Consider the following 17,756-nt stretch of genomic DNA (forward strand, 5'->3'; position numbering starts at 1 on the left):
GAGATCTTCTTTTGTCTTCATAACCACGACTTAGGTGCTTGAAAATCAAAATGGATTTATATGTTGGAAAATCAAGTTGGATATATAACTATCTACCGCGAAATGTTTTTAGTTCTTTCATAAACTCATTGAATTCTGGAATATCCATCTGTTGTGCTGAATCTGATAACGCAACAGCCGGATCTGGATGTACTTCAGCCATAACCGCGTCAGCGCCGATTGCCATCGCTGCTTTTGCAGCCGGTAATAAGAGGTCACGTCGTCCTGTAGAGTGCGTTACATCGACTACAACAGGTAAATGTGTCTCTTTCTTCAAGATCGGCACAGCGGAAATATCTAGCGTATTACGCGTTGCCTTTTCATAAGTCCGGATGCCACGCTCACATAAAATAATATCCCCGTTACCTTGTGCAATAATATATTCCGCTGCATAGATAAACTCTTCAATCGTTGCTGATAAACCACGTTTTAATAATACTGGTTTTTTCACCGATCCAGCCGCTTTCAAGAGTTCGAAGTTTTGCATATTACGAGCGCCAATTTGAATCACATCAACATAATCTAATGCCATTTCAATATCATTCGGATTTAAAATTTCACTAATAACCGCTAAATCATACTCATCTGCCACTTGGCGTAATATCTTCAAGCCTTCTAAGCCAAGACCTTGGAAATCATAAGGTGATGTACGAGGTTTAAACGCACCGCCGCGCATCAGTTTTAAACCTTGTTCTTTCATCGCTTCTGCCACTTGGCGCACTTGCTCATAACTTTCTACCGCACATGGTCCCATAATAAAGTGAGGATTGCCATCACCAATTTTTTCACCTTTTATATCAACAATTGTATCCTCTGGTTTCTTCTTACGAGAAACAAGAAGTGCCTTACGATGATCATCTTCTTGTAACTCTAGGCTTGTTTGGAAAATTTGTTTAAAAATATGTTGAAGAGTCGATGTTTCAAACGGTCCATCATTCTTCTCAGCAATTAAATCAAGCATACTTCTTTCACGTACAGGATCAAATCGTTTTACACCTTGCACTTCTTTTAATTTACCGACCTCTTGAACAAGACGACCTCTTTCATTTAGTAGTTCTAAAATTTGCAGGTTCATTTGATCGATTTGAGAACGTAAACGATCTAATTCTTGTGATGCCATAAGAAAGCCACCTCTTTCAAGTTATATATCAAAATCACCTTATTATCATGGTTAAGATAATTTATTATATCCGATAGATGTCAGGTTGTCACATGATATACTCAGCTTCAAAAAACTCAAAAAAAAGGAAGACTATGCAGTTTTAACTCAATAACAGCAAAAATATCCATAGCCATCCAGTTAAAACTCTATAACTCCTAAAAAGCTAAAAGTCATTGATACTTTACACATTAATAAAAATGAAGTGAAGCGCATAGCCTCTATTACTATTTAAAATTGAAATTCCATTCGTTTATTCCATTGGCAGGGCGACCCAATGCTCTTCAGACACCTCTACAAGCTTGGATTTCCGTAAAGAATATTTATCCTCTTCATTTGTTTCTTCTATTATCACTCTTTTTTTCTTCGATTCAATTTTAGGATCCGGAATTGGTATTGCAGATAGCAAAGATTTCGTATACTCATGTTGTGGATTCGTATAAAGCTCTTCGCTTTCAGCAATCTCCACAATTTTCCCAGCATACATCACAGCCACTCGATCACTAATGTGCTTCACCATTGAAAGATCGTGCGCAATAAATAAATACGTCAACCCTAATCGATTCTGCAGTTCCTCTAACAACTTTACAATTTGAGATTGGATAGATACATCAAGTGCAGAAAGTGGTTCATCGCATACAATGAACTTCGGTTCTACCGCAAGCGCACGTGCAATTCCAATACGTTGACGCTGTCCACCAGAGAACTCATGTGGATAACGCATTGTATATGCAGGATCAAGTCCGACCATATCAAGCAATTCTTCAACTCTTCTTGTCCTTTCTTTTTTACTCCCACTCAATCGATGCACATCCAATACCTCGCCGATAATATCAATAACTTTAAAACGAGGATTCAGAGATGCATAAGGATCTTGAAAAATCATCTGCATATGCCGACGCATCATTTTCATTTCACTCTTTGAAAAACGATTCACGGCCATTCCTTGGTATAATACATCTCCAGCTGTTGGTTCATGAAGACGTAATATCGCACGTCCTGTCGTGGACTTTCCCGATCCAGACTCTCCTACAAATCCCAAGGTCTCACCCTCCCAAATTTGAAAGCTAATATCATCTACTGCTTTTAAAACGTTCCCTTTTCCTAAATCAAAATATTGTTTTAACGATTTCACTTCAACTAAAGGTTTATCGAGAGGCTTACTATGTACAAATTTCGTTTTCTTTTTTTCATGTAAACGCGGCAATGCATGGAGGAGCTTTAATGTATACGGATGCTTGGCACTTTCAAAAATTTCTTCTGTCGTTCCAGTCTCTACAATCTCTCCATCTTTCATTACAGCGACTCGATCACACATACTAGCAACAACTCCTAAATCATGTGTAATCAATATAATTGAAATTCCAAAACGCTCTTGAATATCTCTCATTACATTCAAAATTTGCGCTTGAATCGTTACATCAAGTGCTGTAGTCGGTTCATCAGCAATTAATAAAGTAGGACGACAAGCAAGTGCCATCGCAATCATAACACGTTGCCGCATCCCTCCAGAAAACTCATGTGGATATTGATTATAACGTATTTCACTGCTTCTAATACCTACAAGTTCAAGCATTTCAATTGCTTGTTCCTTAGCCTCTTTTTTAGATAAACCTTGATGTTTCATCAAAGTTTCGGATATTTGTTTCCCAATTCGAATAGTTGGATTAAGAGACGTCATCGGATCTTGAAAAATCATACCAATTTCCTTACCACGTATGCTTTCCATTTCCTTCTCCGTTTTATAAGCAAGGTTATCTCCTAGAAAGATGATTTCTCCTTCTTTTATATCAGAAGTAGCTAGTGGAAGAAGGCGCATAATAGAACGAGCTGTTACACTCTTCCCACTTCCTGATTCGCCTACAATTCCCAGTGTTTCTCCCTTTTTCACCTCAAAATTCACACCTCGAACAGCCTCAAATTCTTGATCCCTTGACTGAAAAGACACACGTAAATTCCTAACTTCCAAAATAGATTCCAAATCTCCAACCTTCCTTTATATATATTTAAAATAATCTGAATATTGACTTTTTAAAACCCTTAAAATAAAATATACTATACACATCGGAATAATTCAATTTACTATTTAAAAAAGGAGGTTCAATCTATTGGAAGTAACAAAAGTAAAAAAAGTGAGTACTACCTACGGAAGATTCAATCTAGCAAATATTATTAATCGTACTCATGGAAAAATGCAACTACGTCTTCCCTACAAATATTTACTCCTTATACTTGGCTTACCAGTTAATATCGCTGTCTTTTTTATCTACCTATATAGAAAAAGGGGAGATTCATATTTCTCTATTTTGGAAGAAACAAAGAACTCTTTACTTGAATCTGGATACCGTGAACATGTAAGACATGAGTTATTAGATCAAGCCCTACGGAAACAGGAGTTTTTTGGTCAAAAGGTTAGTATCCAGAAAACGAATCAACTGGTAGAAAAATGGACAGAAAAACAATTTCACAAAACTGTGATTGAAAAAGCAAGTCAAATTCTTGAACAACAAGGTAAACAAAGAATAACATTTGAAAATACTTTTCAATCTCTTATCTCGTATCCTATTTTTTTAACTTTATCATTTATCCCAGGTTTATTTATGTACATATTCATTCTTCTCTATAGTAATTCCTATCTAAAATATATTTTTGAGAGACTAATTATGAGTGTGTTTGTAATTTTTGGAGTCTCCATTCTTGTGTTTACCATTTTATATTTATCACCTTTTGATCCAGCATCAAACATCCTTGGTGAAACAGCAACAAAAGAACAGATTCATGCATTTAATCATTTGTATGGCCTCGATCAGTCATATTTTCAACAGCTATGGAATACTCTTAAAGGCATTGCAACTTTCGACCTAGGTATTTCTTTCTCAGGTAATGAAGAAGTGATTGCAAGTATAGCAAAAAAATTCCCTATAACACTTACACTAGCTGTCATCTCATTACTCATGGCTATCATTATTGCAATCCCAATCGGTATTATTTCAGCGACAAAACCTAATTCATTTTTTGACTATACTTTTATGTTCATCGCTCTTATTGGATTATCTATTCCGAATTTTTGGCAAGGGCTCATATTTATTTTGAATTTCTCTATTAAATTACATTGGTTACCAGCAACATTTAACCCTGAAAATTGGCTATCTATCATTATGCCGATTATTGTACTAGGAACTGGATTTACAGCATCAATTGCCAGAATGACACGTTCATCAACACTCGAAGTGATTAACGAAGATTACATTATAACAGCTAAAGCCAAAGGTTTAAGCCAGAACTATATTCTTTGGAAACACGCTATCGGTAACGCCATGATTCCAATTATTACTGTAATCGGCCTGCTATTCGGGGGAATGCTGGGCGGAGCTGCTGTTACTGAAAAAGTATTCAATATAAGTGGTATCGGAAGTTATATCGTCGATAAACAGTTTATTCCTGATATTCCAAGCATTATGGGTGGAGTTATTTATGTAGCGATTACCATCTCCTTAGTGAATGTATTTATCGACATCTTGTATGCATTTTTTGATCCCCGTATCCGTTCGAAAATGAAACAATATTAAAGAAGGTGTATTCATGCTCAAGACCATAAAATCAATAAAAAATCATCAAAAGACACAAATTCTACATTCACTCCCAGAATACACACAAGCTAGTTTCACATGTATTCTATCTTTCACACTCACTTTTATTCTAGGCCTAAATATCTATGACTTTAGCCATCAAACATTAAACATATATATATTCGGTACGTTTATCGCCTACATTCTATTTACATGCTTGCAATTTATTATCACACTTAAAGTTAAGCATGACCTTCTTCATGTAGGGTATGTACAAAATAAGACGAGGCTACTGGGTTACATACAACTTTTAAGTATCTTCGTCGGTAATATCTTTATTACTATCACTGCATTCCATTTAATAAAAAAACAAAAGACACTTGAATATACATTTGCTGTATACATGTTTCTTACACAGCTCCTTATTATTGCTTTATCAGCACTTAACCTGTTTAAACCGTATGTTGCAGATACATTTCTTTCATCAATGTTTATACTACTTCTAGTCTTAATATTCCAGCTAATCACACTTTTGCTAATAGCAAAGTATGTACAAAATAATAAAATAGCACCTTGGTTCATATACATAGCCATTCCACTTTTACTTACAGCTATAACAGGTAACCTTTTTGCTCTATTGCTTGGAATAAATCTGATTCTAAAAATTTACAGTAACGATAAAACGAGAATGATGCAATGGGATAGTATGTGGAAAAAAATCACGCAGAATACAACAGCTATGCTAGGACTTTTCTTTATCGTTTTTATATTTTCTATTTCTATATGTAGCTATTTAACATTCGACTACAGTATGGCTGTCGAAAATAATTATAATGTTATTCTTCAGGCTCCAAGTCTTGCTTACCCATTCGGAACAGATAATTTCGGAAGAGATTTGTTTTCTAGAATCGTATTTGGAGCTCGTATTTCGCTAGTTGTTGGTTTAATCTCGACGATTATTCCTGTAGTTATTGGTGGTATTTTAGGAGCATTATCAGGCTATTACGGTCACCGTACAGATAATATTATTATGAGACTCCTAGATATCTTATATGCAATTCCAGGTATTTTATTAGCAATTGCAATAATTGCTGCTTTTGGAGCGAATACAACAAATTTAATTGTCGCACTCAGCGTTGGATCCATCCCAACATATGCTCGAACAATGCGAGCAAATGTAATGATGGTATCAAATTATGAATATGTGCTTTCCGCACGTGCATACGGATTAAATAATTTTTCTATTATTTTTAAACATATTGTCCCAAATTCACTTGCGCCAATGATTGTTAAATCGACCCTTACGATTGGAGGTGCTGTCATTGCGACAAGCAGCTTAAGCTACCTAGGATTAGGTGTCGAACCGCACATACCAGAGTGGGGGAACATTTTAAAGATTGGAAGCACGTACCTTGAATCTCATTCCTATTTGGCAATATATCCAGGTCTTGCCATCATTGCTCTTGTCTTATCCTTCAACTTTTTGGGTGATGGCTTGAGAGATGCACTAGATCCAAAATTAGATTAAATCTATCACTATGCTTTGAGGAGGAATTTATTGTGAAAAAAGTTTTAACTTCTCTCCTGCTAACATCTGTATTGTTAGTAGCAGGATGCTCTGTAAATACAAAATCAGAAGTGGCAGAAAAAGAAAAGAAGAAAACTAGTGTAGTTGATGATAAAAATCCAGTAGAAATCGAAATCCTTGGCCAAAGTGGTAGTGAAACGGACATTAATATCGTTCGAGATCAACTTACCAAAAATGGATTCAAAGTGAAATTAAACATCCAACCCGATTATGGAAGTTTCAAAGCGCAGCAAAATGCGGGTAACTATGATGTTGCGTTATCTAGTTGGACCACAGTTACCGGTAATCCTGATTATGCAGTACGTTCATTATTCAAAACAGGTGGAGACTACAGCATACTGGCTGATGCAGAAATCGATAAACTAATCGATAAAGCGAGCACACAGACTCCGAAAGAATATGCAAATACGTACAAACAATTAGAACAACGTCTTGTATTTAATAAAGCCTATATCGTACCGCTTTACACATCATTGAAAACACAAGCTATCAATAAAGATATTTTAAATAAGGATTCAGTAAGATTGGCGAAATCTCGTGCTCTCGTATGGGAATCAATTGATTTCAAAGACACTAGTAAACGTGAAACAGCACCTCTTGTTCTTACGCAAACTGCTTCAACATTAACATCACTTGATCCTATTAAAGGTAATGATGGCTCTATTAATATGATCAATACAAATATGTATGTTCGACTTATCAACCTTACAGATAATGACAAAATCACATCTGAGGGATCTTTATCTCATAACTACAGTATGGCGGAAGGGAATTCAGAATACTATTTCCTACTTAGAGATGATATAAATTTCTCGAAAATTTCGAACAAAAAGGCAGAAGATACTGGTGAACGTGTAGGAGCTGATGATGTAATTTTCTCACTGAATCGAGCAAAAGATAAAAAATCTGTTCCTGATCACCGCACATATAGTTTACATGAACATATTCAAAATGTAGAAATCGTTACAGACCTCAGCACGCTCGATAAAGTGAAACAATCCGGTAATAGTAAATCCGTAAGAGAAGAGCTTGAAAAGGGATTAACTGCAAAAATTACAGAGCTCGTAACTGACAAAAAACAAGCCAATAATAAGGAAGGGAAATATCAAGTTGTAAAACTTACAACTACAACACCTTTTCCACAGGTATTGAACTATTTAGCGCATCAATCCGCAGGTATCGTCTCTAAAGCACAGGTAGAAAGCATCAATACTTATGATGTTGCTTCATTTGATGTAAATAAAGACATTCCTTACGGTGATCAAAATACAGTTACAGATGGAAATAAATATAATAATACGTTATATGCAAGTGGTCCCTATATTCTTTCTTATAAGAATGATTACGAAGCATTTTTCCAAAAGAACCCAAATTATTTAAAAGGGACAAAGCATGAGCCGAAAATTTCAAATGTAACCCTTCGATTCATTAAAGACACAGATAGTGCACTTTCTGCACTACGCAACAATGAGATTTATTTATATTCCAGTGTTCCAGAAACAAAACATGACCTTATCAAAAATGACAATAAATTAGCATTACAAAACATCGAGAGTAATGGTGTAAGCTACCTACTATTTAACACAGCAAATCGCGAAGTTACGAAAAGTGAAGACTTACGAAAAGCTGTTCTCTACTCTATCAATCAAGATGAGATTCTAAGCATTTATCAAAACAAAAAAATTAAAGCTATTTCTACAGTCAGCCCAATTGTGAAAACAGGAAATGAGCTGAAAGCCGATCCAGAGAAAGTACAAAAATTCTTGAGTAACTATAAAGCAAGCAAAAAATAAAAACAAAAAGAGAGTGAACCTAAAGAAAATCTTTTAGTTCACTCTCTTTTTTATTTGATGTTCTCTTCTAAAGTTTGCTTCTTAATATTCCAATGGGATGTATGCCATACCGCCATGCCATCTTTTATGTATAATACTTGTGGTGACTCATGTTTAATACCAAAGTGCTCTGCAGTACGATTCGAAACTTCTCTTGCATCTTGCACATATAAATAATAAGCAGGTACTTCTTTGGCATCGTGACAATATGTCTCGAACTCTGCGTATGCTCCTTGGCTAATTGGGCATGTTGTACTATGTTTAAAAAGAATATATGGTTCTGCTGTTTCTAACAATGCTTCAAACTCTTCCATTGTTTCGATTTTTGTCATGCTCATGTTATTCACCTCTCATACGAATTGGAAGTCTAGAGCGCTTCTCTTTTTTCTCCGCCTTCTCTAACTTTTTCTCTGCTTTTTCTAGTTTTTTCTCTTGTCTAGTAGCTCGAAAATGATTATATACTTCAATCGCTGCGCTACTCCATTGTACAACTTGGGCAACTTTGTCTGCATTATTTTCAATTTCATTTGTTACAGAATCCGATACATTGCGAAGTTTCGTATTTAAAGAATGAATTGTCGTTCCAATTCCGTCTACGCCTTCTACTACTTTATTTAACGACTGAGATTTCTGTTGAATATCATCGGCTAATGCATTCGTCTTATGTAATAATTGCTCTGTCTCTACGCTTATCCCTTGCATTTGTTTCTCTAAGCCTTCTAATGTACTTGCAACATTTTCTAACGTCTTCTGCAATGATAATAAGGTTCTACATGTATATATCACTAAAATTGCAAAAGCAACGGCAGCTATAGCTGCACTTACGTATAAAAGAACTTGCATTTCATCACTTCCTTTATCTTTTTCATACTTTCTCCTATTATACAATCATTTTCCGTTTCGTTCTAATCCTTATGGATCCGCAAGAATTTTCATACTTGTTCGTCAACTGTAACATAAATCAGTCAACAAATTCCAGCAAGTAGGGTACAATAGAAATGGATATATAATTACTAGGGAGGCTTTACATATGAAAGACCCACGTATTGAAACTTTAGCACACAATTTAATTAACTACTCCATCCGCTTACAAAAAGGCGAAAAAGTATTAATCGAAAACTTCGGTCTGCAAAAAGAACTTGTAACTGCACTTGTCAAAGAAGCATATGCAGCTGGTGGTTTCCCATTCGTTTCATTGAAAGATCATCAAGTTGATCGCTCTTTATTAATGGGTGCTACTGAAGAACATTTTGAGCAAATCGCTGCATATGAAGCAAGCGTAATGAAAGATATGGATGCTTATATCGGCCTTCGTTCTGGCGACAACATTAACGAACAAGCTGACGTTCCAAGTGAACGTATGAAAATCCACGGTCAAACAGTTGGTAAAAAAGTTCATAGAGACATCCGCGTTCCAAAAACACGCTGGGTTGTTCTTCGCTACCCAAATGCATCTATGGCGCAGCTTGCGAAAATGAGCACTGAAGCATTCGAGGACTTCTACTTCGAAGTATGTAACTTAGATTACGGTAAAATGGACAAAGCAATGGATAACCTTGTTGAACTGATGAACAAAACAGATAAAGTTCGCCTTGTTGGCCCTGGAACGGACTTAACATTCTCTATTAAAGACATTCCAGCTATTAAATGCTCTGGTCATTTAAATATTCCAGATGGTGAAGTATACTCTGCACCAGTTCGCGATTCTGTTAATGGTACAGTTTCTTACAATACGCCATCACCATATAACGGCTATACATTTGAAAATGTACAACTGAAATTTAAAGATGGCAAAATCGTTGAAGCAACTGCAAATGATACAGAACGTATTAACAAAATCTTTGATACTGACGAAGGTGCACGCTACGTTGGTGAATTTGCAATTGGCGTAAACCCATACATCTTACATCCAATGGGTGATATCCTATTTGATGAAAAAATCGATGGTAGCTTCCACTTCACTCCTGGACAAGCTTACGACAATGCATGGAACGGCAACAACTCTAACATCCACTGGGATTTAGTATGCATCCAACGCCCTGAATACGGCGGCGGTGAAATTTACTTCGATGACGTATTAATCCGTAAAGACGGACGCTTCGTTGTATCTGAATTAGAAGCATTGAATCCTGAGAATTTAAAATAAAAAGAAGAAGAGCTCTCCTTCTAAATAGGAGGGCTCTTCTTGTATTTCTCCACTCTCTTTTCCTTACTTCTAGTCTGACGAGCATGATAATAAAACAAAAGTACAACTGCTAAAATGCCTACTGCTATTGATAAGTATATCGGCCATCCCCAGCGAACATACCCTCTCATACAAACGACGAGTACCATCAATAATTCAAAACAAAATAACAGTCTAATATGCTTCATTGCTCACTCCCGTTATGCTTTCACATCTATTTTCACATGTGGATTTGCTTCTTGAATAAGCAACAACAATTTTTCCTTATTCCGCGGCATGGCAATCATATGCACCTTATATTGATTTGTTGTAATTTCGAGGGATTTTCCAACTTGGCGAACAACTCTCACATCGGATAGTACAATGTCATCATTTAATATACCGTACTTGAGTACACCATTTTCTACCGTATGCTTTTTAATAAATACATCCCAAACGAGCGGGACATTTACAATAAGACAAATTGCCATTCCAATTAGTGCTGATCCCCAGTTTCCATTGTCCATAATGAGCATTCCGATTGGCCAAACAACCATAAGAATTAACATTACACTTACAAAAATCATAATGGGTGTACTTCTTTGGATAGGAAAGTTCATATCATCACCCCTCAACCAAATTATACCATTTGATACAATAAAAAAGCTAGAGACTACTTTAATCTCCAGCTTTCACAAACTATGAAACGCCTTATTCAGCAATATTCTTTGTTGGTCCCTCCATTAAAATGAATGCAACTCATATGGCTCATTGAATCTTCTTCCATTCTGAAGCCAATAAACTATACACCGCAAGATCATGAAAATGATCATATAACCATTCTTCATCTCGCAAAATACCGTCTAAATTAAAACCAAGTCGCTCTGGAATCGCACGACTTTTCTTGTTTTCTACCCCACAACGGATTTCAATCTTGTTTAATTTTAAATCCTCAAACGCATAACGAAGTACCGCTTTTACACTTCGTGTCATAATTCCTTTTTCGCCTGCTTCTTCTGCAAGGTAGTATCCAAGACTTGTTGCTTTCTTAGCCCAGTTCACCTCGTGAATACCAACCATTCCAACGAGCTTTCCTTTGTAACGTATACCTGTCTCAAAACCGTTTCCATCCGCAAATTTCTTCAGCCACATCGGAATAATTTCGTCATATGCATCAGCAGATTTTGTGCCATCTACCCATGGAAGCCATCTTTTTAAATGCTCTCTGTTTTGATCTACTAATTGATATAACTCTTCTTTATGATGTTTTTCTAGTAATTGAAGTTCGATTTCATCATCAACGTGAAGTATGAACATTTCTCCATCCCCCTTTTTAATTTCTTATTATTCTAACACTTTAAATCAGGGAATGTTAAGATTTATATATTCACACTCTCTTTTTTCGTTTTTATAGTAAGAAAACCGGAAGAATATAAAACACCCGTAATAACTAAAATCATTCCTAAATATTGCGGGATTGTTATATTTACTCCTTCCACAAAAGAAATAAACATCGTAACAACGGGAACTAAATTAAAGAACAAAGATGTTTTTGCTGCTCCAATTTTCGCGACTCCTTTATTCCACCAAAGATAACCAAGCACGCTCATTCCAATCGCCATAAATAGGATTGATAGCCATGCTAGTAGAGGAATTTCTGAAATAGGCGCTACACTCTTTTGCATGAAGGAGACCATAATGAAAGCAAGTGCTCCAACAGTCATTGTATATGTGGTTGTTTGTATCGGAGTACCATCCTTAATAAACTTTCTTCCTAGCACACCGTATAAAGCCCAACAAATATTCCCTAATAAAATGTAGAAATCTCCTTTTGAAAAAGCTAAATTTTGTATGACAAAAAACGAACCTTGCGTAATAACAAAAATAACTCCAAGCAATGCAAGTAACATTCCGATAGCTTGACGTTTTACAATTCTTTCGTGCAAAATTATACTGGCCAATATCGTTGTAACAAGTGGATTCGTCGCCATAATAAGCGAGCCGTTTATAGCCTCCGTATTTTTCATTCCTAAAAAGAAAAAGAAGTTAAAGCCAAATACCCCAACTATGCCGAGTAAAATATAATAGCCAATATTTTGTTTCCATACTTCTAACTCAAAGTTTTTTCTTATCTTTAAAATACATAGCATTACAAGAGCAGCTATTCCAAAACGCCATGCCGCAATGTGAACTGCTGAAAAATATTGTACTGCGTATTTCGAAGCATTGAATGTCCCACCCGTAAATATTGCAAAGCCTAACAACTGAACATACACTTTATTTTTCATTGTCTTCCTCCAAGGCTTTGTCTTCTAAAAAACCATAATAAATCTCTAATTTATTCTCTGTTAGTTCTATTACACGCTGTAATTGCTCTTGCTGTTCCTTTAAACGTTCCAAATGAACTGTTAAAATCGAAATACGTTTTTTTATTTTAGCTGGTACTTCTTCTTTTCTTTGCTTAATTTCTTCTATAATGCAACCGTCACTTGCAAACTCTGCTATCTCTTCTAGTGACATTCCTGTTTGTTTTAACGAGTACAAAAATTTCAACAAGCGTACATCTACTTCTGTATATTGGCGAATGCCGCTATTCCGTGTCGGTGGTGGTAATAATCCCAGTTTTTCATAATAGCGAAGTGTATGAATGCTCATCCCTGTTAACTCTGCTACTTCACCAATCTTATACATGTTATCTCCCCCTTGTTTTTTCACATTTTCATCTTACAACTTAGAGTTAACTCTAGGTCAATACATAAATAAAAAAAGACGTGCAGCCACCGCTGCACGTCTTCCCTTTATTACTTCTCCGCAACTTGCACTTCTTTCACGTAAGCCGCTTCGAATTTTTGGATGTCACCTGCGCCCATGAAAATAAGAACGCCGTTTTTATGTTTCTTTAATACATCCGTTGTTGTATCTGTAATTAATTCTGCACCATCAATACGTTGTTGCAGATCTTGAATCGTTAAGTCACCTTTGTTTTCACGTGCTGATCCGAAAATATCACATAGATATACTTGATCAGCCTTGCTTAGGCTTTCTGCAAACTCATCTAAGAACTTTTCTGTACGTGAGAATGTGTGCGGCTGGAATACAGCGACAATTTCACGCTCTGGATGTTTTTGACGAGCTGCTTCAATCGTTGCGTTAATTTCTGTCGGATGGTGTGCATAATCATCAATGATGACCTGTTCTCCCATCGGCTTTTCATTAAAGCGACGTTTTACACCTTCAAACGTTGTTAATTGATGTTTTACTGCTTCTACATCAACATTTTCATAATGACAAAGCGCAATAACTGCTAGTGCATTTAAGACGCTATGATTGCCGTATCCTGTGATTTTGAACGTTTCATAATACGTATTACGAACGAATACATCGAATACAGTACCATCTGTTCTCTTTTGGATGTTACGTGCTTGGAAATCATTATCTTCACCAAATCCATAGAAAATAACAGGTACTTTCGCTTGAATTTTTTGAAGTTCTTCATCATCACCACATGCAATAATTCCTTTTTTCACTTGAAGCGCCATCTCTTGGAATGCACTAAACACATCATTAATGTCTGTAAAGTAGTCTGGATGGTCAAAATCAATATTTGTCATAATTGCATAGTCTGGATAGTAAGACAAGAAATGACGACGATACTCACATGCCTCAAACACAAAATACTTACTATTTTCTACCCCATGCCCTGTTCCATCTCCAATAAGGTAAGATGTTGGGTGTGCACCTTGCATTACATGGGCTAACAAACCAGTTGTTGATGTTTTTCCATGTGCACCTGTTATAGCAACACTTGTATACTTACTCATAAGGTCCCCTAAAAAGTGATGGTAACGGTGTACTGGGAGATTTAACTCTTTCGCCGCTACAATTTCTTCATGCGTATCAGGGAATGCATTTCCGGCGATAATCACTTGTCCTTCTTTTACATTGTTTTTATCAAAAGGAAGGATGGAGATACCACGCTTTTCCAATGCTGTTTGTGTAAAGAAACGCTTTTCAAAATCAGAACCTTGAACAGTATGCTTCATATCATGAAGAATTTGTGCTAATGAACTCATTCCTGTTCCTTTAATTCCTACAAAATGGTAAACTGTCATCTTAAAGAACCTCCAACATTTCGAACTAATACAACGGCCTATCTATAAGACAGTATATGAATCTTTTCTTATTTTGGTAATCATCATACATTTTCGATATAGCGGAACTTTTATCATTTCTCACCAATCGGGATAAACACGTACGTACTTCTTATATGTCCACAACAAACTTATTATAGCAAAAAACAATCCGTTATACTATGATAACAGAAAAACTGATAGGGTCAATCACCTATCAGTTTTTCAAGTTTTTACATCTCTTCTCTTTTTTCTAATTCAACACGCTCTAAACGTGGGTTTGGACGATATTTACGTCCAGCCTTCGCTTCTGGTTTTCCATTTAATTCTACATTATCACCTGTAAAACCAATATTCATCTTTAATAAACTGCTTCCTACTCCGTATAAATCTACAGGAACATTTTGCGCTTCAAATTCACGAATACGTTTTTCATCGAATCCACCAGTTACAACAATATCTACGTGCTGGAACCCTTCCTCATCGAGCGCTTTACGAAGAGCGAAAACAAGTGATGGATTGACACCACGTGGGTCAAATGTTCCAAGCACTTCTGGATGACGAATGAAATACTGATCAATCATTGTACGTGATGTATCAATACGTACACCTTTTAATTCTGAACCGAATTCACGTGCAACGCGAAGCCCATCTGTAATAACATCATTGTTATAGTCAATCAGTACAACAAGATCGTCCTCTGGAAACTTTTTATGGTATGCTTTCGCAGCTTCTACAACATCACCATTAAACATTTGAATTAATGCGTGAGGCATTGTCCCCATTCCACTCTTGCCCCACCATTCATTCATTGCATGCGTTGCCTGTGCGCTCATGCCACCGATATACGCAGCATATCCGTCACCAGCTTGCTGTGTATAATGATCATCACGGTCTCCCATGAAAATAACAGGTTTTGCTTTTTCACCGCTGCGAGCAGCTTGTACAACGTTATATACATTTGTCGCAACAGATGTACGACGAGCTAAAATCCCATCAATTACACCTTCTAAAAATCCGAAATATTCATAAGGCCCTGTAATTGTTAGAACTGTTTCAAATGGATTAATATTGTCCCCATCCTTTAAAGAATGAATTTCAAGTTCTTCAGGATGTGTAGCGAATGTTTGTAACAATGCTAATACTTCATCTGTTCCGCAAAGTACCGCATGTTCTTTTTGGAAAAATTGCATTGTCACAACACTTTTTGGGCGAAATTCTTGAATAATGTCACGAGTTTTTAAAAAGTAAACAGCAGAGAACCAGCCTTCCCCAACTCGTTCATCAAATTTAAATGTTTTATTTGTTAGTCGATTGATTTCACCTTTTAATTTTAATTCAATTTCTTTCATGTCGTTTACTCCCTACTTTACTATCCAACATTTTCTCTTAGTATACAGCAAAACCGCTTCCTATACATTCGTTTCCTGCATAGCAGCAAACTCATCCTCTGAAATAAGGACATCCCTCGGTTTTGTTCCCCGTGCTTCGGAAATAATTCCTTGCGCTTCCATCTCTTCAATAAGACGTGCCGCACGATTATAACCAATACGGAATTTTCTCTGTACAGAAGATGTGGACGCGCCCCCTTGTTCTACAACAAATTGACATGCATCAAAAAACAGTTCATCTTCGGCTTCATGTTGCTCTGTTTTTGCCAATAAATCCTCTTGCTTAAATAAATAGTTTGGTTTCATTTGCTTTTTCACATGTTCAACTGTTTTTTCAATTTCATCATCTGATACGTATACACCTTGCACACGAACAGGTTTTGACGTACCGTTTCCTAAAAATAGCATATCACCGCGGCCAAGTAATTTTTCCGCGCCCCCAATATCAATGATTGTACGTGAATCGACTTGGGATGATACTGTAAACGCAATACGCGTTGGAATATTCGATTTAATTAATCCTGTAATAACATCTACAGATGGACGCTGCGTTGCAACTAATAGATGAATACCACAAGCACGTGCTTTTTGAGCAATACGGCAAATTGCTTCCTCAACATCACCAGGAGCAACCATCATTAAATCAGCTAACTCATCAATCACAATGACGATATATGGTAATGCCTCACCTGGAACTTCCTGCTCGCTCACAATTGTATTATAACGATTTAAATCACGTGCACCAGCATGCGCAAACAATTCATAACGGCGCTCCATCTCTTCTACAGCCCATTTTAACGCTGCTGTAGCTGCTTTTACATCGGTAATAACAGGTGCTACAAGATGTGGAACAGAATTATATGGTGCAAGCTCTACCATTTTTGGATCAATCAGCATCAACTTCACTTCATGCGGTTTTGCTTTATATAAAATACTCGTTAAAATCGCGTTAATGCACACACTTTTCCCTGAACCAGTCGCACCAGCAATCAGTCCATGTGGCATTTTCCTAATATCCGTTACAATTGGTTCTCCAGAAATATCAAGCCCAAGTGCAACCGTAAGCGGGGATTCACTCTTCGTGAACACAGGGCTTCTCAAGATTTCCCTTAGAAATACCGGCTTACTCTCTTTATTCGGAACCTCAATTCCGATTGCGCTTTTCCCTGGAATCGGTGCTTCAATTCGAATATCTTTTGCAGCTAAACTCAGCTTAATATCATCGCTTAAGTTTGTAATTTTATTTACTTTCACACCTGGATCAGGTTGTACTTCAAAGCGGGTTACAGCCGGTCCTTGTGAAACATTAATAACATGAGCCCCAACATGGAAATTATTAAACGTCGTATCTAATAATTCTTTCTGTTCTTCTAACCATTCTGTATTATCTAACGCCGCTTGCGTAGGGATCGTCAATAATGTTAATGGTGGCATTGTATATTCCGGCGGTGTTTGCAGTACATTACGCATATCATTCTCTCTTTTGGCTACAACGTATGCTTTTTCTTGTACTCCTCCATTTGCAACAGGTGCCTTCACTTCTGTTTGCTGTACTGGCTTCCCTATTACTCGAGCTTCCGCTACAACTCGTTCTACTGGTCTCTCTTCTACTTGAGTTTCTACCACAACTTGTTCTACTGCTCTCTCTTTCACTTGAGTTTCCACTACAACTTGCTGTGCTGGTTTCTCTTCCACTTGGGTTTCCACTACAACTTGTTCTACTGCTCTCTCTTTCACTTGAGTTTCCACTACAACTTGCTGTGCTGGTTTCTCTTCCACTTGGGTTTCCACTACAACTTGCTGTGCTGGTTTCTCTTCCACTTGGGTTTCCACTACAACTTGCTGTGCTGGTTTCTCTTCCACTTGGGTTTCCACTACAACTTG

16 protein-coding genes are annotated in these 17,756 nt (G+C 36.7%); 4 read left to right on the forward strand and 12 right to left on the reverse strand.

The genetic code is table 11. From position 1 onward, the window contains the following. Positions 1-88: 88 nt before the first annotated feature. Complete coding sequence (locus KFD70_RS24030) at positions 89-1,159, reverse strand: bifunctional 3-deoxy-7-phosphoheptulonate synthase/chorismate mutase (protein ID WP_336450410.1); 1,071 nt, start codon at positions 1,157-1,159, stop codon at positions 89-91. A 292-nt stretch (positions 1,160-1,451) separates the two neighbouring features. Further along, positions 1,452-3,179 carry an ABC transporter ATP-binding protein gene (locus KFD70_RS24035; protein WP_336450411.1) on the reverse strand — a complete coding sequence of 576 codons (1,728 nt, stop codon included), beginning with the start codon at positions 3,177-3,179 and terminating at the stop codon, positions 1,452-1,454. A gap of 211 nt (positions 3,180-3,390) precedes the next feature. On the opposite strand from KFD70_RS24035, the gene KFD70_RS24040 reads away from it, so the two are divergent. Genes KFD70_RS24040 through KFD70_RS24050 form a run of 3 tightly spaced genes read left to right on the forward strand, consistent with a single transcriptional unit; the run spans position 3,391 to position 8,148 of the window. Beyond that, the gene (locus tag KFD70_RS24040) at positions 3,391-4,767 is read left to right on the forward strand and encodes an ABC transporter permease (protein ID WP_336450632.1); all 1,377 of its coding nucleotides are present in this window, start codon (positions 3,391-3,393) and stop codon (positions 4,765-4,767) included. Positions 4,768-4,780: 13 nt separating this feature from the next. After that, complete coding sequence (locus KFD70_RS24045) at positions 4,781-6,295, forward strand: ABC transporter permease (protein ID WP_336450412.1); 1,515 nt, start codon at positions 4,781-4,783, stop codon at positions 6,293-6,295. A 29-nt stretch (positions 6,296-6,324) separates the two neighbouring features. Further along, the gene (locus KFD70_RS24050; RefSeq protein WP_336450633.1) at positions 6,325-8,148 is read left to right on the forward strand and encodes an ABC transporter substrate-binding protein; all 1,824 of its coding nucleotides are present in this window, start codon (positions 6,325-6,327) and stop codon (positions 8,146-8,148) included. A 50-nt stretch (positions 8,149-8,198) separates the two neighbouring features. Here the strand turns inward: KFD70_RS24050 and ytxJ are convergent, their stop codons facing one another. Together ytxJ and KFD70_RS24060 are read right to left on the reverse strand one after the other, a co-directional pair. Then, a complete protein-coding gene (gene ytxJ / locus KFD70_RS24055) occupies positions 8,199-8,525 on the reverse strand; it encodes a bacillithiol system redox-active protein YtxJ (RefSeq protein ID WP_336450413.1) in 327 nt (108 codons plus the stop codon). A gap of 1 nt (position 8,526) precedes the next feature. Next, positions 8,527-9,075, reverse strand: coding sequence for a DUF948 domain-containing protein (locus KFD70_RS24060; RefSeq protein ID WP_336450414.1), 549 nt, complete (start codon positions 9,073-9,075; stop codon positions 8,527-8,529). A gap of 142 nt (positions 9,076-9,217) precedes the next feature. Between KFD70_RS24060 and KFD70_RS24065 the strand changes: the two genes are divergently transcribed. Then, the gene (locus KFD70_RS24065; RefSeq protein WP_336450415.1) at positions 9,218-10,333 is read left to right on the forward strand and encodes an aminopeptidase; all 1,116 of its coding nucleotides are present in this window, start codon (positions 9,218-9,220) and stop codon (positions 10,331-10,333) included. A 20-nt stretch (positions 10,334-10,353) separates the two neighbouring features. On the opposite strand, the gene KFD70_RS24070 is transcribed toward KFD70_RS24065, so the two are convergent. The 8 genes from KFD70_RS24070 to KFD70_RS24105 form a co-directional block, all read right to left on the reverse strand. Next, positions 10,354-10,560, reverse strand: coding sequence for an ATP synthase subunit I (locus KFD70_RS24070; RefSeq protein ID WP_336450416.1), 207 nt, complete (start codon positions 10,558-10,560; stop codon positions 10,354-10,356). A gap of 12 nt (positions 10,561-10,572) precedes the next feature. After that, positions 10,573-10,971 carry a PH domain-containing protein gene (locus KFD70_RS24075; RefSeq protein WP_336450417.1) on the reverse strand — a complete coding sequence of 133 codons (399 nt, stop codon included), beginning with the start codon at positions 10,969-10,971 and terminating at the stop codon, positions 10,573-10,575. 148 nt (positions 10,972-11,119) lie between these two features. Then, positions 11,120-11,668, reverse strand: coding sequence for a GNAT family N-acetyltransferase (locus tag KFD70_RS24080; protein WP_336450418.1), 549 nt, complete (start codon positions 11,666-11,668; stop codon positions 11,120-11,122). A 62-nt stretch (positions 11,669-11,730) separates the two neighbouring features. Then, on the reverse strand, positions 11,731-12,639 hold the full coding sequence (locus KFD70_RS24085) for a DMT family transporter (RefSeq protein WP_336450419.1): 909 nt from the start codon (positions 12,637-12,639) through the stop codon (positions 11,731-11,733). After that, positions 12,629-13,042: a MerR family transcriptional regulator gene (locus tag KFD70_RS24090; protein ID WP_336450420.1), complete on the reverse strand. Its 414-nt coding sequence runs from the start codon at positions 13,040-13,042 to the stop codon at positions 12,629-12,631. Before KFD70_RS24090 ends, KFD70_RS24085 begins: the two co-directional genes overlap by 11 nt. A gap of 110 nt (positions 13,043-13,152) precedes the next feature. Then, positions 13,153-14,463 (reverse strand): UDP-N-acetylmuramate--L-alanine ligase, encoded by a 1,311-nt coding sequence (murC, locus tag KFD70_RS24095; protein ID WP_336450421.1) that lies wholly within the window; start codon positions 14,461-14,463, stop codon positions 13,153-13,155. Positions 14,464-14,714: 251 nt separating this feature from the next. Beyond that, on the reverse strand, positions 14,715-15,833 hold the full coding sequence (locus KFD70_RS24100) for a nicotinate phosphoribosyltransferase (RefSeq protein ID WP_336450422.1): 1,119 nt from the start codon (positions 15,831-15,833) through the stop codon (positions 14,715-14,717). A gap of 60 nt (positions 15,834-15,893) precedes the next feature. Next, the coding region (locus KFD70_RS24105) for a DNA translocase FtsK (protein ID WP_431613437.1) at positions 15,894-17,756 on the reverse strand (1,863 nt) is incomplete at its 5' end.

The organism is Bacillus pfraonensis, assembly GCF_050768835.1.
GTDB classification, from domain to species: Bacteria; Bacillota; Bacilli; order Bacillales; family Bacillaceae_G; genus Bacillus_A; species Bacillus_A pfraonensis.

Coding starts and splice junctions, on each gene's coding strand:
- KFD70_RS24030 (WP_336450410.1), bottom strand. CDS start 1,159: ATGGCATCACAAGAATTAGATCGTTTACGTTCTCAAATCGATCAAATG.
- KFD70_RS24040 (WP_336450632.1), top strand. CDS start 3,391: ATGCAACTACGTCTTCCCTACAAATATTTACTCCTTATACTTGGCTTA.
- KFD70_RS24045 (WP_336450412.1), top strand. CDS start 4,781: ATGCTCAAGACCATAAAATCAATAAAAAATCATCAAAAGACACAAATT.
- ytxJ (WP_336450413.1), bottom strand. CDS start 8,525: ATGAGCATGACAAAAATCGAAACAATGGAAGAGTTTGAAGCATTGTTA.
- KFD70_RS24065 (WP_336450415.1), top strand. CDS start 9,218: ATGAAAGACCCACGTATTGAAACTTTAGCACACAATTTAATTAACTAC.
- KFD70_RS24070 (WP_336450416.1), bottom strand. CDS start 10,560: ATGAAGCATATTAGACTGTTATTTTGTTTTGAATTATTGATGGTACTC.
- KFD70_RS24075 (WP_336450417.1), bottom strand. CDS start 10,971: ATGAACTTTCCTATCCAAAGAAGTACACCCATTATGATTTTTGTAAGT.
- KFD70_RS24080 (WP_336450418.1), bottom strand. CDS start 11,668: ATGTTCATACTTCACGTTGATGATGAAATCGAACTTCAATTACTAGAA.
- KFD70_RS24085 (WP_336450419.1), bottom strand. CDS start 12,639: ATGAAAAATAAAGTGTATGTTCAGTTGTTAGGCTTTGCAATATTTACG.
- KFD70_RS24090 (WP_336450420.1), bottom strand. CDS start 13,042: ATGTATAAGATTGGTGAAGTAGCAGAGTTAACAGGGATGAGCATTCAT.
- murC (WP_336450421.1), bottom strand. CDS start 14,463: ATGACAGTTTACCATTTTGTAGGAATTAAAGGAACAGGAATGAGTTCA.
- KFD70_RS24100 (WP_336450422.1), bottom strand. CDS start 15,833: ATGAAAGAAATTGAATTAAAATTAAAAGGTGAAATCAATCGACTAACA.